The organism is Streptomyces sp. NPDC057010 (assembly GCF_042673805.1).
Lineage (GTDB): Bacteria > Actinomycetota > Actinomycetes > Streptomycetales > Streptomycetaceae > Streptomyces.
This window is the reverse complement of sequence record NZ_JBHUSC010000062.1, coordinates 1-22,817: the sequence shown is the minus strand read 5'-3', so window position 1 is coordinate 22,817 and position 22,817 is coordinate 1. Positions and strand designations below refer to the sequence as shown.

Annotated in this window: 22 protein-coding genes; 15 read left to right on the top strand and 7 right to left on the bottom strand. The window is 72.8% G+C overall.

The annotated features are described in order from the left end of the window. Nucleotides 1–5: 5 nt before the first annotated feature. The gene (locus ACFTXQ_RS32135) at nucleotides 6–542 is read left to right on the top strand and encodes an arginine repressor (RefSeq protein ID WP_382647772.1); all 537 of its coding nucleotides are present in this window, start codon (nucleotides 6–8) and stop codon (nucleotides 540–542) included. Here the strand turns inward: ACFTXQ_RS32135 and ACFTXQ_RS32130 are convergent. Genes ACFTXQ_RS32130 through ACFTXQ_RS32120 form a run of 3 tightly spaced genes read right to left on the bottom strand, consistent with a single transcriptional unit; the run spans nucleotide 539 to nucleotide 3,090 of the window. After that, nucleotides 539–1,234 (bottom strand): L,D-transpeptidase, encoded by a 696-nt coding sequence (locus ACFTXQ_RS32130; protein ID WP_382647810.1) that lies wholly within the window; start codon nucleotides 1,232–1,234, stop codon nucleotides 539–541. The genes ACFTXQ_RS32135 and ACFTXQ_RS32130 overlap by 4 nt on opposite strands. 6 nt (nucleotides 1,235–1,240) lie before the next feature. Then, a complete protein-coding gene (locus tag ACFTXQ_RS32125) occupies nucleotides 1,241–1,822 on the bottom strand; it encodes a pyridoxamine 5'-phosphate oxidase family protein (protein ID WP_382647769.1) in 582 nt (193 codons plus the stop codon). Nucleotides 1,823–1,830: 8 nt separating this feature from the next. Continuing rightward, entirely contained in the window at nucleotides 1,831–3,090 is a 1,260-nt protein-coding gene (locus tag ACFTXQ_RS32120) for a hypothetical protein (protein WP_382647766.1), read from the bottom strand. 262 nt (nucleotides 3,091–3,352) lie between these two features. Here ACFTXQ_RS32120 and argH point away from each other — a divergent pair, with 262 nt between their 5' ends. Beyond that, a complete protein-coding gene (gene argH, locus ACFTXQ_RS32115; RefSeq protein WP_382647763.1) occupies nucleotides 3,353–4,780 on the top strand; it encodes an argininosuccinate lyase in 1,428 nt (475 codons plus the stop codon). Nucleotides 4,781–4,843: 63 nt separating this feature from the next. Here argH and ACFTXQ_RS32110 read toward each other — a convergent pair whose 3' ends face one another. Further along, nucleotides 4,844–5,344, bottom strand: a complete 501-nt coding sequence (locus ACFTXQ_RS32110) for an HAD domain-containing protein (protein WP_382647760.1) — start codon at nucleotides 5,342–5,344, stop codon at nucleotides 4,844–4,846. 90 nt (nucleotides 5,345–5,434) lie between these two features. On the opposite strand from ACFTXQ_RS32110, the gene ACFTXQ_RS32105 reads away from it, so the two are divergent. From ACFTXQ_RS32105 to ACFTXQ_RS32095, 3 genes are all read left to right on the top strand, one after another. Continuing rightward, nucleotides 5,435–5,983, top strand: coding sequence for a TetR/AcrR family transcriptional regulator (locus ACFTXQ_RS32105; protein WP_382647757.1), 549 nt, complete (start codon nucleotides 5,435–5,437; stop codon nucleotides 5,981–5,983). Further along, entirely contained in the window at nucleotides 5,983–7,527 is a 1,545-nt protein-coding gene (locus ACFTXQ_RS32100) for an MFS transporter (protein WP_382647754.1), read from the top strand. Before ACFTXQ_RS32105 ends, ACFTXQ_RS32100 begins: the two co-directional genes overlap by 1 nt. Before the next feature lie 69 nt (nucleotides 7,528–7,596). Beyond that, nucleotides 7,597–9,084, top strand: a complete 1,488-nt coding sequence (locus tag ACFTXQ_RS32095; protein WP_382647752.1) for a membrane-associated oxidoreductase — start codon at nucleotides 7,597–7,599, stop codon at nucleotides 9,082–9,084. A gap of 6 nt (nucleotides 9,085–9,090) precedes the next feature. On the opposite strand, the gene ACFTXQ_RS32090 is transcribed toward ACFTXQ_RS32095, so the two are convergent. Continuing rightward, complete coding sequence (locus ACFTXQ_RS32090) at nucleotides 9,091–9,762, bottom strand: lysophospholipid acyltransferase family protein (RefSeq protein WP_382647749.1); 672 nt, start codon at nucleotides 9,760–9,762, stop codon at nucleotides 9,091–9,093. 225 nt (nucleotides 9,763–9,987) lie between these two features. Here ACFTXQ_RS32090 and ACFTXQ_RS32085 point away from each other — a divergent pair, with 225 nt between their 5' ends. The 3 genes from ACFTXQ_RS32085 to ACFTXQ_RS32075 all read left to right on the top strand — a co-directional run bounded on the left by ACFTXQ_RS32085 (nucleotide 9,988) and on the right by ACFTXQ_RS32075 (nucleotide 12,311). Beyond that, complete coding sequence (locus ACFTXQ_RS32085) at nucleotides 9,988–11,172, top strand: glycerophosphodiester phosphodiesterase (RefSeq protein ID WP_382647746.1); 1,185 nt, start codon at nucleotides 9,988–9,990, stop codon at nucleotides 11,170–11,172. Nucleotides 11,173–11,245: 73 nt separating this feature from the next. Beyond that, nucleotides 11,246–11,767, top strand: a complete 522-nt coding sequence (locus ACFTXQ_RS32080; protein WP_382647744.1) for a sigma-70 family RNA polymerase sigma factor — start codon at nucleotides 11,246–11,248, stop codon at nucleotides 11,765–11,767. 37 nt (nucleotides 11,768–11,804) lie between these two features. Continuing rightward, nucleotides 11,805–12,311, top strand: a complete 507-nt coding sequence (locus ACFTXQ_RS32075) for a GNAT family N-acetyltransferase (protein WP_382647740.1) — start codon at nucleotides 11,805–11,807, stop codon at nucleotides 12,309–12,311. Between the two features lie 19 nt (nucleotides 12,312–12,330). On the opposite strand, the gene ACFTXQ_RS32070 is transcribed toward ACFTXQ_RS32075, so the two are convergent. Then, complete coding sequence (locus ACFTXQ_RS32070) at nucleotides 12,331–12,759, bottom strand: hypothetical protein (protein ID WP_382647737.1); 429 nt, start codon at nucleotides 12,757–12,759, stop codon at nucleotides 12,331–12,333. Continuing rightward, complete coding sequence (locus tag ACFTXQ_RS32065) at nucleotides 12,752–13,120, bottom strand: hypothetical protein (RefSeq protein WP_382647734.1); 369 nt, start codon at nucleotides 13,118–13,120, stop codon at nucleotides 12,752–12,754. The genes ACFTXQ_RS32070 and ACFTXQ_RS32065 overlap by 8 nt, the downstream gene beginning before the upstream one ends. Before the next feature lie 68 nt (nucleotides 13,121–13,188). Between ACFTXQ_RS32065 and ACFTXQ_RS32060 the strand changes: the two genes are divergently transcribed. The 7 genes from ACFTXQ_RS32060 to cobT all read left to right on the top strand — a co-directional run bounded on the left by ACFTXQ_RS32060 (nucleotide 13,189) and on the right by cobT (nucleotide 22,567). Next, nucleotides 13,189–13,836, top strand: coding sequence for an HAD-IA family hydrolase (locus ACFTXQ_RS32060; protein WP_382647732.1), 648 nt, complete (start codon nucleotides 13,189–13,191; stop codon nucleotides 13,834–13,836). A gap of 372 nt (nucleotides 13,837–14,208) precedes the next feature. Beyond that, nucleotides 14,209–15,264 carry a methionine ABC transporter ATP-binding protein gene (locus ACFTXQ_RS32055; RefSeq protein ID WP_382647729.1) on the top strand — a complete coding sequence of 352 codons (1,056 nt, stop codon included), beginning with the start codon at nucleotides 14,209–14,211 and terminating at the stop codon, nucleotides 15,262–15,264. Next, nucleotides 15,261–15,929 carry a methionine ABC transporter permease gene (locus ACFTXQ_RS32050; RefSeq protein ID WP_382647726.1) on the top strand — a complete coding sequence of 223 codons (669 nt, stop codon included), beginning with the start codon at nucleotides 15,261–15,263 and terminating at the stop codon, nucleotides 15,927–15,929. Before ACFTXQ_RS32055 ends, ACFTXQ_RS32050 begins: the two co-directional genes overlap by 4 nt. Before the next feature lie 89 nt (nucleotides 15,930–16,018). Further along, nucleotides 16,019–16,882, top strand: a complete 864-nt coding sequence (locus ACFTXQ_RS32045; RefSeq protein WP_382647723.1) for a MetQ/NlpA family ABC transporter substrate-binding protein — start codon at nucleotides 16,019–16,021, stop codon at nucleotides 16,880–16,882. Nucleotides 16,883–17,062: 180 nt separating this feature from the next. Continuing rightward, nucleotides 17,063–17,752, top strand: a complete 690-nt coding sequence (locus tag ACFTXQ_RS32040) for a GNAT family N-acetyltransferase (protein WP_382647720.1) — start codon at nucleotides 17,063–17,065, stop codon at nucleotides 17,750–17,752. Nucleotides 17,753–17,810: 58 nt separating this feature from the next. Beyond that, nucleotides 17,811–19,022 carry a precorrin-6y C5,15-methyltransferase (decarboxylating) subunit CbiE gene (cbiE, locus tag ACFTXQ_RS32035; RefSeq protein ID WP_382647717.1) on the top strand — a complete coding sequence of 404 codons (1,212 nt, stop codon included), beginning with the start codon at nucleotides 17,811–17,813 and terminating at the stop codon, nucleotides 19,020–19,022. Nucleotides 19,023–19,297: 275 nt separating this feature from the next. Continuing rightward, the gene (cobT, locus tag ACFTXQ_RS32030; RefSeq protein WP_382647715.1) at nucleotides 19,298–22,567 is read left to right on the top strand and encodes a nicotinate-nucleotide--dimethylbenzimidazole phosphoribosyltransferase; all 3,270 of its coding nucleotides are present in this window, start codon (nucleotides 19,298–19,300) and stop codon (nucleotides 22,565–22,567) included. The last annotated feature ends 250 nt before the right edge of the window (nucleotides 22,568–22,817 follow it).

Below are 22,817 nucleotides of genomic sequence, written 5' to 3'. Positions count from 1 at the left end.
CGACGATGAGTCAGGCGCAGGACAACGAGCACGGCGGCCCGGCCGTACCGCAGACCCGCACCGCCCGCCACCGCCGGATCGTGGACATCCTCAACCGGCAGCCGGTCCGCTCCCAGAGCCAGCTGGCCAAGCTGCTCGCCGACGACGGGCTGAGCGTCACCCAGGCGACGCTCTCCCGGGACCTCGACGAGCTGGGCGCGGTGAAGATCCGCAACACCGGCGGCGAGCTCATCTACGCGGTGCCCAGCGAGGGCGGCTTCCGCACCCCGCAGGCCCCGCTGGGGGAGTCGGCGAAGGAGGAGCGCATGCGGCGCCTCTCCGGGGAGCTGCTGATCTCGGCGGAGGCCTCCGCGAACCTCGTGGTCCTGCGCACCCCGCCCGGTGCGGCCCAGTTCCTCGCCTCGGCCATCGACCAGGCCGAACTGCGGGAGATCCTCGGCACGATCGCGGGCGACGACACGCTGATGCTGATCAGCCGCGACCCCTCGGGCGGCCAGGCCCTCGCCGACCACCTGCTGCGGCTGGCCCAGAAAGAGGGCTAGTACCGGGTGACGGCCAGGGCCCCGGACTCGGTGCCGATGGCGATGTGGGGGTGGCGGCGCGGGTTGGCCCAGCGCAGGATCTCCCGCATGGCCCGCCTCGGGACGGACACGCAACCGGCCGTCGCCCCCCTGCCGTTGACGTGCAGGAAGATGCCCGCGCCCCGGCCGCGCACGGGCTCGGCGTAGTTGAAGCCGATGACCAGCGCGTGCGCGTACTGCGACTCGTACGCCACCAGGTGCTCCGCCTCGCCCGGCGCGCAGTCCGCCGGCAGCGGCTCCACCCAGCGGTTGTAGGCCGCCGACGCGTTGTCCTGGCACCACCACGACCCGCCGGTCACCCGCCGGTAGCGGTACTCCGTCCCGGCCGGCGCGCGCCGGATCCCGAAGGCGTACGGCAGGTCGTACAGGCCCGTCGGCGTGGTGTTGGTGCCCTGCGTACGGGTCGCGCCCTCGGTCAGGCCGTTCGCCCCGAAGCGGGCCTCCGCGCTCCCGGCCTCGAACCAGAGCCCCGCCCGCCGGTCCCACCACGTCAGGCGGCCGGTGGTGGAACCGGGGGCGGGGGCGACCGCCGTGATGAGCTGGCTGCCGCCGCCGGTGTCGGCGAGGCGGGCGGGCAGCGGGTGGTGGCTCCAGGGGCCCTGCGGGAGCAGCGCGGTGACGATCAGTGAGCCGGTGACGAGAGCGGTACGCAGCACATGTCAGACGGTACGGGGCGGAAGGGGCAGGGGCAGCGCAGGCAGGCCGTCGAGGCTCGCCCCGATGAAGTCCTTCTTCTCGCAGTACTCCCCGAACTCCTCGTCCGTCTTGCGGCCGAAGTACTCCGCGTGGAGGGTGCGTTCGCCCTGGTACTCCATCAAGGGGACGGCGTACCCGCACACGTCGGCGATCCGCCGGGCGTGGACGAGGATGATCGCCCGGGCGGCGGGCCCGTCGGCGTCGCCGAACAGCCCGATCAGCTCGGCCCAGCGGGGGTCGTCGCGGAAGACGGCCTCGCCGTCGCCGTGGATGCGCACGATGTTCGGCGGGCCGCTGAAGGCGCACCACATGAGCGTGATCCGGCCGTTCTCGCGGACGTGGGCGATGGTCTCGGCGCCGCTGCCCCCGAAGTCCAGGTAGGCGAGCGTCTGCTCGTCGATGACGACGAGGGTGCCGGCGCGGCCCTTGGGGGACAGGTTGACGTGACCGTCACCCGCGAGCGGGGCGGTGGCCGTGAAGAAGACCGGCTGTTCCTCGATGAACTTGCGCAGTCGGCCGTCTATGCGTTCGTGAAGCTTTCCCATGTGGATGATTATCCGACAGAGTCGGATGCCGGGTGGCGAATTCCGAGCGGTGGACGCGGTCCGGCGGCTCCACCCCCCGCGTGCAGCACCCGGTACGCGGCCAGGCTCAGCGAGGCCTGCCGGGCCACCGCGGGCGACGGGTCCTCCAGCAGCGGCAGCAGCAGCGCCGCGTCGGTGGCGCCCAGTGCGCGCAGCCCGGCGACGGCGGCGGCCCGCACGGAGTCGCCGCCCCGACCGGGGCGCTCCAGCAGCGCGCGCAGCAGCGGCGCGTCCTGGGGCCCGGCGCACTCGGCGAAGCCCGCGACGGCGTACCGGGTGACGCGGTCCGGGTCCGTCACCAGGGCGCGGTAGTGGGCGTACGGATCCCCGCCCTCCTGCCGGACCAGCCACCGGGCGCACGCCCGGACCAGGCCGGAGCGGTCCACCAGGTGGCCGCCCGCCTCGCCGCCCCGGCCGGCCCGGCGCAGGGCGGTGACCCCGGCGGCCCGCACCGCCGGGAGGTGCCCGCCCAGCAGGGCGTCGACGGCCTCGTCGTCCGGCCCGTCGGCGGCGAGGGCGGCCATGGCCGCGTCCGTCCACAGCCCGGCCGTCGCCGGATCCTGCTCGGCCGCGGCCCGCCGGGCGAGCTTGCGCACGCCGAACAGCCCGGCGTCCAGGGTGATACGGGCGGCGAACCGCCGGGTCGGCGGGTCGCCGGCGAGGCACAGCCACGCCAGGACGGTGTCGGGCTCCTCGCCGGTCATGGTGACCGCGGGCCGGGCCGCGCGCCACCACGACGCCGGACGCGCGGGGCGCCACCAGGGGGCGAGCACCGGCTCCTCGGCGCGGAGGGCGGCCGCGAACAGGTCGCGCGCCCAGACGCCGTGCTCGCGCCGGGACAGCAGCAGGACCAGCGCGGTGAGCTCGATCAGCGTGCGCGCGGGGTCGGCGGCCAGTGCCTCGGCCAGCACCCGCCGGGCGCGCTCGCGCACCGCCGGGACCCAGTCGGCGCACCGGATCGCGACGAGCGGGAGCGGCGGGCGCGGGGCGCGGAGCGCGGCCTCGCGGATCCGGCCGTCGGGGTGGCAGAGCCGGACCTCGATCCGGGCGGCGCCGCGGGGCTCCGGGGGCCCGGACGCGTTGCCGCGCCGGAGCTCCGAGTCGAAGGCGAGCCAGGACACGGGCAGGACGGGGAGGCGGACCCCGCCGATTCCCGCGCGCCCGCCGCGCAGCAGCCCCGCCGCCGCGGCCCGGCCCTCTTCCCTCTGCTGCTGGAGCGCTGCTCCCATGCTCCCTCTCCCTCCGGTGCGGAGCGCCGATCGTAGGCCGCGGCCGTGGCGTGGCGCTCCCCATATAGGCCCTGGTCGCGGGCCCCCACAGGGTGTCGATTGACGAAACATACGGAGTAGCGCATAGTTATGCCTGCTGGTGGATGTAGAGCCGTGCGTCCTTCCGTCCGACCAGGCACCGACCGAGACGGCCTCCCCGTTACCTCCGCGGCGGGGAGGCCGTTGCACACCCGAAGCCATGCAGTCTTGAGGAGCAGTAGCTGTGAGCAGCAACAACGGTGACGTCCGGCTTTGGGGCGGCCGCTTCGCCGACGGCCCCGCCGAGGCCCTCGCGAAGCTCTCCGCGTCGGTCCACTTCGACTGGCGCCTCGCGCCGTACGACATCGCCGGCTCGCGTGCCCATGCACGCGTCCTGAACAAGGCGGGTCTGCTGACGGCCGACGAGCTGGAGCGCATGATCGACGGCCTCGACCGGCTCGAAGCCGACGTCGCCGACGGCTCCTTCACGGGCACCATCGCCGACGAGGACGTCCACACCGCCCTGGAGCGGGGCCTGCTGGAGCGCCTCGGCGCCGAGCTCGGCGGCAAGCTGCGCGCCGGCCGGTCCCGCAACGACCAGGTCGCCACGCTCTTCCGGATGTACCTGCGCGACCACGCCCGGATCATCGGCGGACTGGTCGCCGACCTCCAGGACGCGCTGGTCGGCCTCGCCGAGAGCCACGCGGACGTGGCGATGCCGGGCCGGACCCACCTCCAGCACGCGCAGCCGGTGCTCTTCGCCCACCACGTGCTGGCCCACGTGCAGTCCCTGTCCCGGGACGCCGAGCGGCTGCGCCAGTGGGACACCCGGACCGCGGTCTCCCCGTACGGCTCGGGCGCCCTCGCCGGCTCCTCGCTGGGCCTGGACCCGGAGGCGGTCGCCGCCGACCTCGGCTTCGAGCGCGGCTCGGTCGGCAACTCGATCGACGGCACGGCCTCGCGCGACTTCGTCGCCGAGTTCGCCTTCATCACCGCGATGATCGGGATCAACCTGTCCCGGATCGCGGAGGAGATCATCATCTGGAACACGAAGGAGTTCTCCTTCGTGACCCTGCACGACGCCTTCTCCACCGGCTCGTCGATCATGCCGCAGAAGAAGAACCCTGACATCGCCGAGCTGGCGCGCGGCAAGTCGGGCCGCCTCATCGGCAACCTGACGGGGCTCATGGCCACGCTCAAGGCCCTGCCGCTCGCCTACAACCGGGACCTCCAGGAGGACAAGGAGCCGGTCTTCGACTCCTGCGACACCCTCGAGGTCCTGCTGCCGGCCTTCACCGGCATGATGGCCACCCTCACGGTCAACCGGGAGCGGATGGAGGAGCTGGCTCCGGCGGGCTTCTCGCTGGCCACCGACATCGCGGAGTGGCTGGTCAAGCAGGGCGTGCCCTTCCGGGTGGCGCACGAGGTGGCCGGCGAGTGCGTCAAGGAGTGCGAGGGCCTCGGCATCGAGCTCGACGAGCTGACGGACGAGCAGTTCGCGAAGATCTCGGAGCACCTGACCCCCGAGGTCCGCACCGTCCTCAATGTGCCCGGCGCCCTGGCCTCCCGCAACGGCCGCGGCGGCACCGCCCCCTCGGCGGTCGCGGTCCAGCTGACCGAGCTGAAGGCGGACCTGGTCATCCAGCACGCCTGGGCGGCCCACAAGCAGTAGCCGAACCGCCCGGAGGGGGGGGCGGGGCCGGGGCCTGGGTGCCCCGGCCGCCCCTCCGGTCGTTTACGCCGCCCAGTCGGCCAGCGCGTCGAAGTCCGGCCGGGTCAGCCCGATCCGCTCGTCGACGTACATCAGCAGCGCGTGCGCCGGGTGGCGCTGGTCGACGTACTCGTGGTCCATGGACGTGATGTCGTCGTCGATCCAGGCGAAGGGCCGCGCGCCCGCGTATTCGAGGACGTACTGCGTCTTCCAGAACGTCCCGCGCGGTGCCCGGCCGTGCATCACCGGCCAGTCGATGAAGGGCAGCCGCGGCAGCCCCAGGACCGGGCCTATCCAGTCGTTCGCCTCGTCCTTCCAGGTGGTGGCCCAGACGAGCTCGTACGCATCCGCCAGCGCGAGCAGCTCCTCGCCGTGGCCGGGATTCAGCCAGACCCGCAGCGGCTTGCCGTCCGTCCAGCCGGTGGGCCGCATCCGGTGGGTGGTGTAGCCCTCGGGGCGGCGCTGGGCCTGGGCCGCGTACGGGTTCAGGGGGCCGTCGACGTCGATCAGCAGCAGTGGCTTCATGGGCTGAGGGTTCCTTTTCCGCTGCCCGTCCGGCAGCTCATTTACCGATCGAATGAGACGTCAATGTCTCATTCGGGTTATGCTTGTCTCATGGCCATGGATCGTGACCAGGTGCTCCGCGACGCGGCCGCCCTGCTTTCCCGCAAGTCGACCGCCACGATGGACGAGGTGGCCCGCGCCGCCGGAATCGGGCGCGCGACCCTGCACCGGCACTTCGCCGGGCGCGACGCCCTCGTACGGGCCCTCGAAGAACTCGGCATCCGGGAGTTCGAGGTGGCCTTCGACAACGCCCGCCTCGACGAGGGCACGGCGGTCGAGGCACTCCGGCGGCTCGTCGCCGAAACGGAGCCCAACGCCCAGCTGCTGGCCTTCCTCGTCACCGAGAACCAGCTCTTCGAGGGCGACCAGGTCAACGAGGGATGGGCCCGCCTCGACGCCCGCGTCGGCGCGCTCTTCCGGCGCGGCCAGGACGAGGGCCACATCCGGATCGACCTGAGCGCCGCATGGCTCACGGAGGCCCTCTACGGCCTCATCGGCACCTGTGCCTGGGCCGTGATGGACGGCCGGGTCGCCGCCAAGGACTTCCAGTACATGATCATCGAGCTGCTGCTCGGTGGCGCACGACGGAGTGTGGAGTGATGAGCCGTACCGAACAGCTGAACCGGCAGAAGGGGGCGGAGGGGAAGAGCCCGGGCCGCTGGCTCGCGCTCTCCGTGCTCGTCCTGGCCGTGCTGCTGGTCGCGGTGGACGCCACCGTCCTCGGGCTCGCCACCCCCTCCCTCAGCGAGGACCTCAAGCCGTCCGGCACCCAGCTGCTGTGGATCGGCGACATCTACTCCTTCGTCATCGCCGGACTCCTGGTGTCGATGGGCAGCCTCGGCGACCGCATCGGCCGCAAGAAGCTGCTCCTGGGCGGCGCCGCCGCCTTCGGTGCCGTCTCCGTCCTCAACGCCTACGCCACCAGCCCCGAGATGATGATCGTCGCCCGGGCCCTGCTCGGCGTGGCCGGCGCCACCCTGATGCCCTCCACCCTCGCGCTGATCCGGAACATCTTCCACGACCCCAAGGAGCGCAGCCTCGCCATCGGCATCTGGGGCGCCACCGCCTCCGCCGGCGCGGCCATCGGCCCGGTCCTCGGCGGAGCCCTGCTCCAGCACTTCTACTGGGGCTCGGTCTTCCTCATCAACCTGCCCGTGATGGCCGTCCTCGTCCTCGTCGGCATCAAGCTGCTGCCCGAGTCCAGGAACCCGGTCGCCGGACCCTGGGACCTGGTCAGCGTGGGCCTGTCGCTCGGCGGTGTCATCGGCGTCGTCTACGCCGTCAAGGAACTCGCCACCCACGGCCCCACCTGGGAGGTCTGGGCCGCCACCGTGCTCGGCGCGGGAGCCCTGTACGCCTTCGTGCGCCGCCAGTTCACGCTCACCGCCCCGCTGCTCGACATCCGGCTCTTCCGCCACCGCGGCTTCTCCGGCGCCGTCTTCGCCGACCTGCTCACCGTCTTCGGCCTGTCCGGACTGGTCTTCTTCCTCTCCCAGTTCCTCCAGCTGGTCCAGGGCTACGAGCCGCTCCGGGCGGGCCTCGCCGAAATACCCGCCGCCGTCGGCGCCGTGGTCACCGGCCTGCTCGCCGGCCGGTACGCCCGCCGCTACTCGGTACGCTCCATCGTGGCCTTCGGCCTGGCGGCCATCGGCCTCGCGCTGGGCGCCCTGACGCTGATCCACAAGGAGAGCGGCTACCCGCTGCTCGGCGCGGCCCTGCTCGTCGTCGGACTCGGCGCCGGCTTCTCCTTCACCGTCACCGCCGACGTCATCCTCTCCAGCGTCCCCAAGGAGCAGGCCGGTTCGGCCTCCGCCGTCTCCGAGACCGCGTACGAACTCGGCGCCGCCCTCGGCATCGCCCTGCTCGGCTCCGTCGTCACCGGCGCCTACCAGAGCTTCACCGCCCCGGCCACCGTGCCCGGCCCCGTCGCCGATGCCGCGCACGAATCACTGGGCGGCGCGCTGGAGGCGGCCAAGGGCCTCGACCCGGACACCGCCCGGGTGATGGTCGACGCCGCCCAGGAGGCCTTCGTCGACGGCCTGCGGCTCGCCTGCGGCGTCGGCGCGGCCGTCCTGCTGGCCACCGCCGCGGCCGCCTGGTTCCTGCTCAAGGGCCAGAAGCTCCAGGACGGCATCGAACACTGACGCCCCGCCAGGGGATGGAGTCCCGCGCGGAGTTGACAGCCCGTCGAACCGCGGGACACCATCCCGGCGATGGAGATCAACGACCTGACCCCGGCGGAGCGCCGCGTATGGGACGCCTTCCCGCACGGCGAGGGCGTCGACTTCCGTGAGCACCCCGAAGAGACCGGAGCCGCGGGCGAGACCTGGGGCCCCGAGCGGACCGTACGCGCCGAAGTGCTCACCGCCCTCCTGCTGAACGGGCCCAATGCCGGGGGACAGGTCGCCGGGCTCAACATCAGGGGCGCCCGGATCACCGGCAAGCTGAACCTCAGGTACGCCGTCGTCGAGCACCCGATCCGGCTGCGCGCCTGCTGGTTCGAGCGCAAACCCCTGCTCTACGGGGCGCAGCTGCGGACCTTCGTGGCCAACGACTCGACGCTCCCCGGCCTCACCGCCGACTCCGTCCGCGTCGACGTCGCCCTCAAGCTGTCCTGCTGCCGCATCACCGGGCCGGTCCGGCTCGCCGGGGCGCGGATAGCCGGCGGCCTCTTCCTGCGCCGCGCCGTCATCGGCGCCCCTCCCACCGGCGAGGAGCCCCCGGAGGAGACCCCGGAGCCCCCGCTCCAGGTGAGCCACGCCGACATCGGCACCGACGTCATCGCGATGGAGCTCACCGTCCACGGCCAGACCCGCATCAACGGCACCACCGTCGCCGGACAGGTCAACCTCGACGACGCCCGCCTCCTCGCCCCCGGCGCCACGGCCCTGCATGCCGAGACCCTCACCGTCGGCACCGACGTGCGGGCCATGCGCGCCGAGCTGCGCGGCCGCGTCAACCTCACCGGCTCCCGCATACCGGGCCAGCTCAACCTGGCCTACGCCCGGCTCGTGAACCCGGGGGGCGTCGCCCTGCGCGCCTCCAGCTGTGTGGCCGGCGAGGTCTGGCTGCGCTCCTGCCCGACCGTCCAGGGCGGGGTGAACCTGCGCCGCTCGCAGTTCGACATGCTGCACGTGCCGCCGGGCACCTGGCCGGAGCAGATCCGCATCGACGGCCTGACCTACCGCACCCTCGCCCCGCACCTGCCGGCCGGGGAACGGCTGCCCGCACTGGAGCGCGAGGAGTCGGGCTACCTCCCGTACGCCTACGAGCAGCTCGCCGCGGCCTACCGTACGGCGGGCGACGAGGCCGCCGCCCGCACCGTCCAGCTCGCCAAGCTGCGCCGGCACCGGCGCACCCAGCCCCGGCACTCCCGCCTCTGGGGGCTGCTCCAGGACGTCACCGTCGGCTACGGCTTCCGGCCGCTGCGCGCGGCGGGCTGGCTGCTGGCACTGCTGATGACCGGGACGATCGCGTACTCGCTGCGGCCGCCCCGGGAGCTGAAGACGGGGGAGGCGCCGGAATTCAACCCGGTGTTCTACACGATCGACCTGATGCTGCCGATCATCGGCTTCGGCCAGGAGCAGGCCTTCGCGCCGAGCGGCTGGTACCAATGGCTGTCGTACCTGCTGATCGTGACCGGCTGGATCCTCGCCACCACGACGGCGGCGGGCGTCAGCCGGTCACTCCAGCGGCAGTAGCGGGAGCTACGCGGCCTTGGCCTTGGTCGCGTACATGTCCACGTACTCCTGGCCCGACAGCCGCATGACCTCGGCCATCACCGAGTCGGTGACGGCCCGCAGCACGTAGCGGTCGCGGTCCATGCCCTCGTAGCGGGAGAACTCCATCGGCTCGCCGAAGCGGATGGTGACCCGGCCCGGGCGCGGCATGCCGGCGCCGCCGGGCTGGAGCTTGTCGGTGCCGATCATCGCGAACGGGACGACCGGGGCGCCGGTCATCAGCGTCAGGCGGGCGATGCCGGTGCGGCCGCGGTAGAGCCGGCCGTCGGGGGAGCGGGTGCCCTCGGGGTAGATGCCGAAGATCTTGCCCTCTTCGAGGATCCGGCGACCGGTCATCAGGGCGGCGACTCCGCCGTTGGCCCCGTCACGGTCGACGGGGATCATGCCGGCGCCGGTGAAGAACCAGGCCATGGCGCGGCCCTTGATGCCCTTGCCCGTCACGTACTCGTCCTTGCCGATGAAGTGGACCGTGCGGTCGCACACCAGCGGAAGGAGCATGGAGTCGATGAAGGTGAGGTGGTTGCCCGCGAGGATCACCGGACCGTCGCCCGGGATGTTCTCGATGCCCTCCACACGGGTGCGGATGATCGAGCGAATGATCGGTCCGACAGTGGCCTTGATGAGCCTGGTACGGAACAACGTGAGCCCTCCGGCATCGAAAAGCGGCTTCGCACCACACGGCGGTAGTGCAGGTGAGGACGATACTCGCGGCTCCGCCCTGATCGCACATCGGGTTCACGTGTCGGATACGCAGTGTTGACGCACGTTTCCGCCATGTTCCGCCGCCGCACCCCCGGCCGATACCGCCCCTTGCCTACGATCGGCACGCCGATTCGGGCCTTTTCGCAGCGAGGAGTGGCACTCATGACGCAGGGTGGGGCAGCACGGCGCACGGTCCTGGGGGCGGCCGTCCTGGCAGCCGGAAGCGGGATCACGGCGCTCTCGGCGGGCACGGCCGCGGCGGCATCGGAGCCGGCATCGGCGTCGGAGGCGGGCCACGGCGGGGGCGGCTACCGGGACCTGCCCTACCCGACGGTGATCGGCCACCGCGGCGCCAGCGGATACCGGCCGGAACACACCCTCGGCTCCTACCAGCACGCCCTCGACCTGGGCGCCGACGTCATCGAGCAGGACCTCGTCCCGACCGGGGACGGGCACCTGGTGTGCCGCCACGAGAACGAGATCGGCGGCACCACCGACGTCGCCGACCACCCGGAGTTCGCCTCGCGCCGCACCACCAAGTCCGTCGACGGGGTCTCCCTCACGGGCTGGTTCACCGAGGACTTCACCCTCGCCGAGCTCAAGACCCTGCGCGCGAAGGAACGTATCCCCGCCGTCCGCCAGCGCAACACGCTCTACGACGGCCGGTGGGACGTGCCCACCTTCGAAGAGGTGCTGCGCTGGGCCGACCGCGAGGGCAAGCGGCGCGGCCGGCGCGTGTGGCTGCACGTCGAGACCAAGCACCCCAGCTACTTCCGCGGGCTGGGCCTCGCCCTGGAGGAGCCCCTCGCGAAGCTGCTGCGCCGCTACGGGCGCGACGGCCGCAATGCCGCCCTCTTCCTCCAGTCCTTCGAGCCCTCCAGCATCCAGCGGCTCTCCCGGCTGGTCTCGGCCCCCGGCGTGGTCCTGCTCTCCGCCGCGAACACCCGTCCGTGGGACTTCGAACAGGCCAAGGACCCCCGTACGGTCGCGGACCTGGTCAAGCCCGAGGGCCTGCGCTGGATCGCCGGCTTCGCCCAGGGCATCGGCCCGACCATGGACCTGATCCTCCCGCGCGACGCGGCCGGCAAGCTCGGCACCCCCACCACTCTGGTCGCGGACGCCCACGCCCGCGGCTTGATCCTGCACCCCTACACCGCGCGCAACGAGAACAGCTTCCTGCCGGCCGACTACCGCAAGGGCACGGATCCGGCCGCCTACGGGGACGCCTTCGGCGCGTTCCGGACGTACTTCGAACAGGGCATCGACGGCATCTTCACGGACAACCCGGACACCGGGCTGCTCGCCGCGGAGGACTTCCGCCCGGGGCGCCGTCCCGTCAACCACTGAGCGGGCCTTCCCGAACGAGTGGGCCGGGCCCGGCGGGGAAACCGCCGGGCCCGGACCGCTCGTCCCGCCCGGCATGGACCTGCTGAAGGCTGACCTCTTTGAGAAGCTCGGCCCGCTGCTCTCGGCCGAAGCGGCCGCGGAGGCCCCGGGCACCGGAGTCGAGGCGGCCGACCTGGAACAAGCCGTCTGGGTCAGGCTGCTGGAGAGCGGCCCGCGCGACCCGGACCCCACCGGCCGCGCCCGCTGGCTGCGCCGGGCGGTGCGCGCCGAGGCGCGGCGGGCCCGGCGCCGCGCGCGCCGCGAGATCCCCTACGGCGTGACGCCCTCTCAGCCGGGCGGCGCACCCGAAGAAGCCGTCCTGCACGGGGAGGAGACCCGGGCCCTCCGATCGGCGGTCGCCCGATTGCCCGGACGGTGTCCGGAGCTGATGAAGGCACTTCTTTCGCCCAGAGACCTCACTTACCGTGAAATCGCAGGAGAGTTGGGTATCTCACAAGGAAGTTTGGGGCCGGTACGTTCCCGTTGCCTGGGATGTCTGCGCAGAATGCTGGCTGCAGAGGTTGCGGCTCCTGGCCTGTGGGGAAAGGAGCGGTAGACCAACGGGCTACCAGGTGAGCGGGAGGCATGCGCACATGGGCATGAGCGTGACCATTTCGGCGGCGGCTGCCGAGGACGCTGAGCAGATCTTCAAACTGCAGTACCTGGCCTTCCAGCGCGAGGCCGAGCTGTACGGCAACTACCTCATCCAGCCGCTCACCCAGTCCCTGGACTCCCTCAAGGGGGAGCTGGCGACGGACACCGTCCTGGTGGCCCGGCTCGGCGACGAGGTCGTGGGCACCGTGCGCGGCAGCGTCGACGAGGACGGCACCGGAAAGATCGCCAAGCTGTGCGTGCACCCGCGTCTCCAGGGCCACGGCCTCGGCGCACGCCTGCTGCGCGCCGTCGAGGAGGCCCTCGCGGGCGACGGCGGCACGACCCGGTTCCGGCTGCACACCGGGCACAAGAGCGAGTCCAACCTGCGGCTCTACCGCAAGGCTGGCTACACCAAGGTCGGCGGCCGCACCGCCTCCGACGGGGTCCAGCTGGTGATCCTGGAGAAGGACGCCAAGGACGCCACCGATTTCGCCGTCAGTGCCTAGCGCCCGGCGCTAGAGGGCCTCAGCGGCTTCGGCGGAGCCAGATCATCCCGGTGATCGGCAGGATCACCGGGATGAACAGGTAGCCCATCCCGAACTGCCCCCACACCGTCGCGTCGGGGAAGGAATCGGGGCGCACCAGCGTCCACGTGCCCACGGCCAGGACGCCCGCCAGCTCGACGGCGCAGCAGCCCAGCGCCGCCTTGCGGGCCGTCTCCCCGCCGCGCACCAGCGAGTACGTGATGAACGCGTAGGCCAGAGCGGCCACCGCGGACAGCGAGTACGCCAGCGGGGCCTTGTCGAACTCGGTGGAGATCTGGAAGGCGGAGCGCGAGACCGCGCCCACCACCATCACCCCGTACAGCCACACCAGCAGCAGTCCGGGCCCGGAGACCAGGCGCCCCCGCCCGGCGGGGGTGGCGGTCGTCGTGTCCGTGTCAGCGTCAGGCACCGGTGGATCCCCAGATGTCGTAGAGCCGTACTTCGAGGACGGCGAGGACGACCGCGCCCGCGGCCACCGTCACCGAACCCCACTTGGTCCGCTCGCTCAGCGAGAGCATCCCGGCCGCCGGCACCGCCGCGAAGGCGCCCAGCAGGTAGGAGACGAACAGGACCGTGCCCTGCCCCGGCTTCTCGCCGCGGGCGAGCTGGACCAGTCCGACCGCCAGCTGGGCCAGGACCAGCACGGTCACCACGGCCATGCCGATGAAGTGCCAGTCCTTGGTCGGCTGGTCCCGCCACGCGGCGTGGCCGCACCAGGCGGCGAGGGCGAGTGCGGCCACGCCGATGGCGACCGTCAGGGCGTCGAGCATGCAGCGAGGGTATTACGGGCCGAAAGACCCGATGCGCGCACCCCTGGCCCCGCGCTTTGCTGGACGGTATGGACCTGCACGCCGAAGCCCTGCTGTTCGACAACGACGGAACGCTCGTCTCCTCCATGGAGTCGGTGGTGCGCTGCTGGACCGGCTGGGCCCGGGAGTACGGGATCACCGAGGAGGAGTTCGCCCGCGTCGAGCTGCACGGCCGGCCCGCGGCGGAGATCGTCGCCGACCTGCTGCCCGCCGGGGTGCGGGCCGGGGCCCTCGCCCGGATCGAGGCGCTGGAGGCCGAGGACGTGGCCGGCGGTGTCGTCGTACTGCCCGGCACCAAGGACCTGCTGTCCGCGCTGCCCGCCGGCCGCTGGGCGGTGGTCACCTCCGCCACCCACCCGCTCGCCGAGGCGCGGCTGCGCGAGGCCGGCATCGACTTCCCCGAGCTGGTCGCCGCCGACGACATCACCCGCGGCAAGCCCGACCCGGAGCCCTTCCTGCTCGCCGCACGGCGCCTGGGCGTGGATCCGGCCCGCTGCGTCGTCTTCGAGGACGCCCCCGCGGGCCTGGCGGCGGGGCGCGCGGCCGGCATGCGGACCGTGGCCTTGACCACAACGCACAGCGCCGCCGAACTCGACGCGGACGTGGTCGTACGGGACCTCTCGGCCGTGTCGGTGCAGGTCAGCCCGGAGGGTCTGACCATCGGGACGGACGGCTGACAGCGACCGGTGTTGTCCGGTATGCGGCCGGAATCCGTCCGCTATCCGGACAGCGTTGATCGGTGAAGGGATACGTCTGCTTTACTGGGGCCCATGACCACGACGAGCAGCCGCACCCTTGCGACCGAGGCGACGATGACGCCCGGTGCTCGTTGTATGTGTCGAATGCGCGCCTTCTGAGGGCCCCTTCCGCACGCCTCGCGCCCCGAAGCGAGACCGGCCGAGCCTGTCCACCCGTGTCCCGGACCGCTCCTGCCCCGCGCACGCGTCACCACCGCCGTTTTCTGACGGTTCGACCCGTATCGCGTCCCCAGATGTTTGCCCCGTGCCCGGCACCCGCTGCGCCGAGCACTCGACAGCGACGGAAATCCTGTGATCACCACATCGGGCCTCACGAAGGTCTACCAGTCCCGTGGCCGCGAGGTCACCGCCCTGGACGGCGTGGACCTCCACGTCCGCGAGGGCGAGGTCTACGGAGTCATCGGCCAGAGCGGCGCCGGCAAGTCCTCCCTGATCCGCTGCGTGAACCTGCTGGAGCGCCCCACCACCGGCACCGTGACCGTCGACGGAGTCGACCTCACCGCGCTGGCCGGCCGCGGCCGCCGCGCCGGCAGGGAACTGCGCGAGGCCCGCAGCCGTATCGGCATGGTCTTCCAGCACTTCAACCTGCTGTCCTCCCGCACCGTCCAGGGCAACATCGAACTGCCCCTGGAGATCCTCGGCATCTCCGGCCGCGAGCGCTCCCGCAGGGCCCTGGAACTCCTCGACCTCGTCGGCCTCTCCGACAAGGCCAAGGCCTACCCCGGCCAGCTCTCCGGCGGCCAGAAGCAGCGCGTCGGCATCGCCCGCGCCCTGGCCGGCGACCCCAAGGTGCTCCTCTCCGACGAGGCCACCAGCGCCCTGGACCCCGAGACGACCCGCTCGATCCTCCAGCTGCTGCGCGACCTCAACCAGCAGCTCGGCCTGACCGTCCTCCTCATCACGCACGAGATGGACGTCGTCAAGTCCGTCTGCGACTCGGCGGCCCTGATGAAGCGGGGCCGGATCGTCGAGTCCGGCACCGTCGCCGAGCTGCTCGCCACGCCCGGCTCCGAACTCGCCGGCGAACTCTTCCCGGTCACCGGAGCCGCCACCGGCCCCGACCGCACGGTCGTCGACGTCACCTTCCACGGCGAGGCCGCCGCCCAGCCGGTCATCTCGCAGCTCTCGCGCACGTACAACATCGACATCTCGATCCTCGGCGCCGCGATGGACACCGTCGCCGGCCGGCTGATCGGCCGCATGCGCATCGAACTGCCCGGCCGCTACGAGGAGAACGTCGTGCCCGTCGGCTTCCTGCGCGAGCAGGGCCTCCAGGTGGACATCGTCGACGCCGTGGACGAGATCGACAACGAACTGGCCGCACTGGTCGAGGATGGTGCGAAGTGACCTGGTCCGAAATGCAGCCCCTGCTCACCCAGGGCACCTACGACACCCTCTACATGGTGCTGTGGTCCACCCTGGTGACCGTGCTCGGCGGACTGCCCATCGGCATCCTGCTCGTCCTCACCGACAAGGGCGGCCTCCTCCAGAACCGGCCGCTCAACAAGGTGCTCGGCGTGATCGTGAACATGGGCCGCTCGCTGCCGTTCATCATCCTGCTGATCTTCCTCATCCCCGTCACCACCGCCGTCGTCGGCACCTTCATCGGCCCCACCGCGATGATCGTCCCGCTCGCCATCGGCGCCATCCCCTTCTTCGCCCGGCTCGTCGAGACCGCCGTCCGCGAGGTGGACCACGGCCTGATCGAGGCCGTCGAGTCCATGGGCGGCGGCATCCCCACCCTCGTCGGCAAGGTCCTCCTCCCGCAGGCCCTGCCCTCCCTGGTCGCCGGTGTCACCACCACCGTCATCACCCTCGTCGGCTACTCCGCCATGGCCGGCGCGGTCGGCGGCGAAGGCCTCGGCTCCAAGGCCATCACCTACGGCTTCCAGCGGTTCGAGACCGGCTTCATGGTCGCCACCGTCGTCGTGCTGATCGCCATCGTCACGGTGATCCAGCTGATCGGCGACGGCGTGGTTCGCCTCCTGGCCCGCCGCGGCCGGACAGCCTGAACCGGGCCTACACGACTTCACCCCCCCCAAGGCCCGCACTTGTCGTGCTTGGGCCATTCACCCGGAAAAAAGCAAGAAAGGCACTCTTCGTGCGCAAGAACATCAAGCTCACCGCCCTCGCCGCCGCGGCCACCGCGCTCACCCTCGGCCTCACCGCCTGCGGCAGCTCCTCGGACCCGTCCTCCACCAAGGCCGACGGCGGCAAGACCGACGAGAGCAAGCCGCTCGTCATCGCGGCCTCCCCGAGCCCCCACGCCGACATCCTGAACTTCGTCAAGGACAAGCTCGCGGCGAAGGAGGGCCTGAAGCTGGAGGTCAAGGAGTTCACGGACTACGTCCTGCCGAACACCGCCACCGAGCAGGGCCAGGTCGACGGCAACTACTTCCAGCACAAGCCGTACCTCGACGACTTCAACAAGAAGAACGGCACGCACATCGTGCCCGTCGTGAACGTCCACCTGGAGCCCCTCGGCCTCTACTCCAAGAAGGTCAAGGCCCTCACCGACATCAAGGCCGGCCAGACCATCGCCGTCCCCAACGACACCACCAACGAGGGCCGCGCGCTCCAGCTGCTCGCCGCGAACAAGCTCATCACCCTCAAGGAGGGTGTCGGCACCAGCGCCAAGCTGTCCGACATCACCGACAAGAAGGGTCTCGAGTTCAAGGAGCTGGAGGCCGCCACGGTCCCGCGCGCCCTGAACGACGTGGACGCCGCCGTCATCAACGGCAACTACGCCCTCGAGGCCAACCTCGCGCCCGCCAAGGACGCGCTGGTCCTGGAGAAGGCCGAGGGCAACCCCTACGCCAACTTCCTCGCGGTCAAGGACGGCAAGCAGAACGACCCGCGGATCCAGAAGCTTGCCAAGCTCCTGAACTCCGACGACGTCAAGAAGTTCATCGAGGACAAGTACCAGGGCTCGGTCGTCCCGGCCTTCGGCACCCCGGCCTCCTGAGCCACCCGGCCATGAGCTCCGGCCCCGTACGCCCCTGACGGCGTGCGGGGCCGAGCTCTGCCCGCTTCCGGGCAACCCGGCCCTGCACATCCCCCGGCCGATGCTGCATGCTGTGGCCTACGACCCGCACAAACGGTCCCGCACCACGGTCGCACCACGGTCTCAGGCATGGAGCTGCGCATGACAACCACCTTCCCGGACGTCACCATCAGCACGGACCGGCTGGTGCTGCGCCCCTTCGAGGAAGAGGACGTCACCGCGCTCACCGAGATGATGAACGACGAGCACGTCACCGCCTGGACCTCCGTACCGCACCCCTACACCCACGCCGACGCCACCGCCTGGGCCACGAAGGTCTCCCACGCCGAACGCACCGAGGGTCGCGGCATCGTCCTCGCCGTCACCGAGTTCCTCACCCAGCGCCTCGTCGGCATCGTCCACCTCCAGAACACCAACTGGCGCACCCGCACCACCGAGGTCGGCTACGTCACCGCCCCCTGGGCCCGCGGCGAGGGCTACGCCAGCGAGTCCGTCCTCGCCGTCGCCCACTGGCTCTTCCGCGACCAGGGCTTCGAACGCCTCGAACTGCGCACCGCCGCCGACAACACCGCCTCCCAGCAGGTCGCCCAGAAGATCGGCTGCATCAGCGAGGGCGTGCTGCGCAACGCGTGGATAGTGCGCACCCAGACCGCCGACGGCACCTGGACCGACACCCGCACCGACCTCATCGTCTGGAGCCTCGTACCCGAGGACCTCGACGACGCCGACGGCTACGGGAACTTCGACGGATACGACGGATACGACGCCTACACCGGCTACGAACAGCGGGCCGACGCGAACGGCCACCCCGTCGGCGCCGACTGGAACTGACCCGATGACCAGGTAGTCTCACCGTGCCGCCTGCCCCCACCCCAGGAGACTGACGACGATGGCCGACCGGGTCACGGTGATCGGCTGGGACGGCTCGCCCCTGACCGCGGCCGCCCGGTCCGCGCTCTCCGCCGCCACCCTCGTGGCGGGCGCCGCCCACCACCTCGCCCTCCCCGAGGTCCCGCCCCCCGCCGAACGCATCCGCCTCGGCAGCCTGGGCCTCGCCGCGCGCCGCATCGCCGGCCACCGCGGCACCGCCGTCGTCTTCGCCGACGGGGACCCCGGCTTCTTCGGCGTCGTACGCACCCTGCGCGCCCCGGAGCACGGCCTGGAGGTCGAGGTCGTCCCGGCCGTCTCCTCCGTCGCCGCCGCCTTCGCCCGCGCCGGCATGCCCTGGGACGACGCCCAGGTCGTCGTCGCCCACCCGCGCACACTGCGCCGCGCCGTCAACGTCTGCCGCGCCCACGCCAAGGTCGCCGTCCTCACCTCGCCCGGCGCCGGCCCCGCCGAACTCGCCCTGCTGCTCGACGGAGTCCACCGCACCTTCGTCATCTGCGAGGCACTCGGCACCGACAAGGAGCAGGTGAGCGTCCTCACCTCCGACAAGGCAGCCGACCACACCTGGCGCGACCCCAACGTCGTCATCGTCATCGGCGGCGGCGGACAGCTCTCCACCGCCGACCCGGGCTGGCTGCTCGGCCAGGGCGCCGGCCAGGCCCCCGGACCCGCCGGCCGCGGCTGGGCCAGGCCCCAGGCCGAGGCCGGGGAGGGCGAGTCCGCACAGCTGCGGGCCGCGCAGCTCGCCCGGCTCGGCCCCCGCACCGGCGACCTCGTCTGGGACATCGGCGCCGGCTCGGGCGGAGTCGCCGTGGACGCCGCCGCGCTCGGCGCGGCCGTCATCGCCGTCGACAGCGACCCGCTCGCCTGCGAACGCGTAACTGCCGCCGCCCGCAAGCGAGGCGTACTCCTCCAGGTCGTCGCCGGGCGCGCCCCGCACGTACTGGAGAACCTGCCCGAGCCCGACGTCGTCCGCGTCGGCGGCGGGGGAGCGGCCGTCGTCGCGGCCGTCGCCGACCGCCGCCCCGAACGGATCGTCAGCCACGCCTCCACGCGCGACGAGGCGGAGGCCATCGGCCGCACCCTCACCGAACACGGGTACGCGGTCGAGTGCGCACTGCTCCAGTCCGTCGGCCTGGACACCCGTACCTGGACCGAACAGGACCGTTCCGTCGTGTTCCTCCTGGCCGCCGAACGCCCCGTGACCCGCTGAGCCGAGGGCCGGGGTAGGCTGGCCGATCGTCGTACTGCCCTGGACGATTCGGGCATCACGGCACCGCGGGACGCGCGACGTGGCGCAGTCCACAGTGGACCGTGGCGGTTATGGCCGCCACGGTGGCTAACGGGCGCGACAATGCTTAGTGGTTGTCGCGCAGGCGCACGTGAGGCGAACGCGTCGCACGGCAACCCCGCACGGCAACTCCGCGCGGCGGGCCCGGTGGGCGACCGGGCGATCGAAGAGGCAACACCGATGGGCGAGGGGTACGCATGACTGACACCGGCCAGGTCCCGGGCGAGGGTCACCCGGACAACGCGGGCATGGTGGATCAGCAGGGCACGCCCGCTCCGGTCCAGATGCCGCCGCCGCTGCCCCCCGGCTACGCCTTCCACGACCTCGTGGACAACCCGGCCGAGCAGGAGGACGAGGAACTGCTGCTCATGCCGAGCGGCCAGGGCTCGTGGAGCGACCCGCAGGTCGTCCCGCCCGCCCCCGCCTTCCCCGTCGACCCGCAGGCCTACGCGGACGCGCCCTACGGCACCGAGCCCTCGTACCCGGAGGCCCCGGCGGCCTACGCCGAGCCGGCCGCGTACCCCGAGTTCCCCTCCTACGGCGCGGGCGCGCACGAGGCGGGCGGCCGTGACTCCGGCGCGCTCGACCTCGGCGGGCTCGCCGTCCCCGCCCCGGGGTACCCCCAGCCCGCGGCTCCCGTCGCGCAGGCCGTGCCGGTGCGGCGGCCGCTGCACATGGGCCCGCCCGTGCCCGAGGCCACCGGCGGGGTCGTACGGTCCCTCGCGGACCGGGGTCCGGCCGCGGCGCCGGCGCCCGTGCACCAGGCGGGTCCGCCGACCGTGGGGCCGGAGTACCTGGACCTGGCGGCGCCCGCGCAGCAGCTGAGCGAGATCCCCCCGCAGGCCGGCGCCCCGTGGACCCCTGCCCCGCCCGCGGAGCCCGTGGCGCCCCAGGAGCCCGCCCAGGTGGCCGAGCCGGCCCAGGCCCAGGCCCCGGTCCAGGTCGCCGAGCCGGCCCAGACCCCTGCCCAGGCTGCCGAGCCCGTCCCGGCCCCCGGTCAGGCTGCCGAGCCGGCCCAGGCCCCTGTCCAGGTGGCCGAGCCGGCCCAGGTTGCCGAGCCCATCCCGGCCTCCGGCCAGGTTGCCGAGCCCGTCCTGGCCCCCGGTCAGGCTGCCGAGCCGGCCCAGGCCCCTGTCCAGGTTGCCGAGCCCATCCCGGCCTCCGGCCAGGTTGCCGAGCCCGCCCAGGCCGCCGAGGTCCCCGGCCACTCCGCGGAAGGCATCCCGGCCTCCGACCAGGCCGCCCAGGCCCCCACCCCGACCGCGGAGGACATCCCGGCCTCCGGCCAGGCCGTGGAGCCCGCCCCGGCTGCCGAAGCCGTCCCGGTGCTCGGCCAGGCCGCTGAACCCGTCCTGACCGCCGAAGCCGTACCGGCGCCCGGCCGGCCCGCTGAGCCCGCCCCCGCCCCCGCCCCCGAAGCCGCCGCGGCCCCCGGCCACGTCGGCGAGCCCGCCCCGGCCGCCGAGGCCGTTCCGGCCCCCGAGCCGGCGGCGGAGCCCATCCCGGCCCAGGCCGCCGACCCCGAGGCGACCCCGGAGCCGGTCGCAGCGCCGGAGCCGCAGGAACCCCTCGCGACCGAGGCCGTCCCCGCAGAAACGGTGGGCCGGCCCGCCGACCCCGCGCAGACCCCGGCGGACCAGGCCTCCCCGGAGGCACTCGCCGAGCCCGTCCCGGCGGAGATGTTCGCAGCGGCCGAGCCCGTATCCGCCGAGCCCGCCGCAGGCGACCCGGCAGGCGACCCGGCTCCCGCTTACGACGACGCCGAGCGCGAGGCCGTCCTGCGCGTCATGCGCGAGCGCCGAGACATCCGCAAGGGCTTCCGCACCGACCCCATCCCGCACGAGGTGCTGCTCCGCGTCCTGGAGGCGGCCCACACCGCGCCCAGCGTCGGCCACTCCCAGCCCTGGGACTTCGTCGTCATCCGCTCCGCCGAGACCCGCCGGACGATGCACGAACTCGCCCAGCGCCAGCGCGAGGCCTACGCGAACTCGCTGCCCAAGGCCCGGGCGAAGCAGTTCAAGGAACTCAAGATCGAGGCCATCCTCGACACCCCGGTGAACATCGTCGTCACCGCAGACCCCACCCGCGGCGGCCGCCACACCCTCGGCCGGCACACCCAGCCGCAGATGGCCCCGTACTCCTCGGCCCTCGCCGTCGAGAACCTCTGGCTCGCCGCTCGCGCCGAAGGCCTCGGCGTCGGCTGGGTCAGCTTCTTCGACGAGCGCGAGATGGTCCGCGCGCTCGGCCTCCCCGAACACCTCGAAGTGGTCGCGTACCTGTGCGTCGGCTACGTGGACGAGTTCCCGGACGAGCCCGAGCTCGCCCAGGCCGGCTGGTCCAAGCGGCGCCCCCTCTCCTGGGTCGTCCACGAGGAGACGTACGGGCGGCGCGCGCTGCCCGGCGAGGAGCCGCACGACCTGCTCTCGGAGACGGTGGCCAGCATCCGCCCGCTCGACGCGAAGGCGCTCGGTGAGGCGTGGGAACGCCAGAAGCGCATGACCAAGCCCGCCGGGGCCCTGGGCATGCTCGAAATCATCTCGGCGCAGCTCAGCGGCCTCTCCCGGGTCTGCCCGCCGCCGATCCCGGAGCCGGCCGCGGTCGCGATCTTCGCGGGTGACCACGGGGTCCACGCCCAGGGCGTCACCCCGTGGCCGCAGGAGGTCACCACCCAGATGGTGGCCAACTTCCTTGGCGGCGGGGCGGTCTGCAACGCCTTCGCCAACCAGGTGGGCGCCGAGGTCTGCGTGATCGACGTCGGCGTCGCGGGCGACCTGCCGGCCACGCCGGGCCTGCTCCCGCGCAAGGTCCGCCCGGGCACGGCGGACCTCTCGACGGGCCCCGCCATGACCCGCGAAGAGGCCGTGGCCGCGATCGAGGTCGGCATCGAGACGGCCCGCGACCTGGTGGCGGCGGGCAACAAGGCCCTGCTCACGGGCGAGATGGGCATCGCGAACACCACGGTCTCCGCGGCCCTCATCTCGGTCTTCACCGGGGTGGACCCGGCGGAGGTCACCGGGCGCGGTACGGGCATCAACGACGAGACCCACGCCCGCAAGGTGGAGGTCGTACGGCGCGCCCTGGAGCTCCACCAGCCGGATCCGGCGGACCCGATCGGCGTCCTCGCGGCCATCGGCGGCCTGGAGCACGCGGCGATCGTCGGCCTCCTGCTCGGCGGAGCCTCCCTCCGCACGCCGGTCATCCTCGACGGCGTCAGCGCCGGCGCGGCCGCCCTGGTGGCCCGCGCCATCGCGCCGGAGGCGCTGTCCGCGTGCATCGCCGGGCACCGCAGCGCGGAGCCGGGTCACGTCGCGGCCCTCAACAAGCTGGGCCTGCGCCCGCTGGTCGACCTGGACCTCCGCCTCGGCGAGGGCACGGGCGCCCTGCTGGCCCTCCCGCTGGTCCAGAGCGCGGCCCGCGCGATGCACGAGGTCGCCACGTTCGACTCGGCGGGGGTCACGGAAAAGTAGCCCCGCGCCTCGCCGGCGGGGCCGCGGTGTGTGCCGGGTGCGGCGCCGTTGCCGGGGCTCCGCCCCGGACCCCGTTCGCCTCAATCGCCGGCGGGGCTGGGGGGTTCCTCGGGCGGGGTCGGAGCGGGTCTTGGGGCGGTGCCCCTCCGGAGTGTCTCCTCGGCTCGCGCACCAAGGCCCGCTGCGTGACGTAAGGGTGGTTGCGCGCTCGTCCTGCGGGGACCCTCCTCCGTGTCCCCACCCCAAGCCC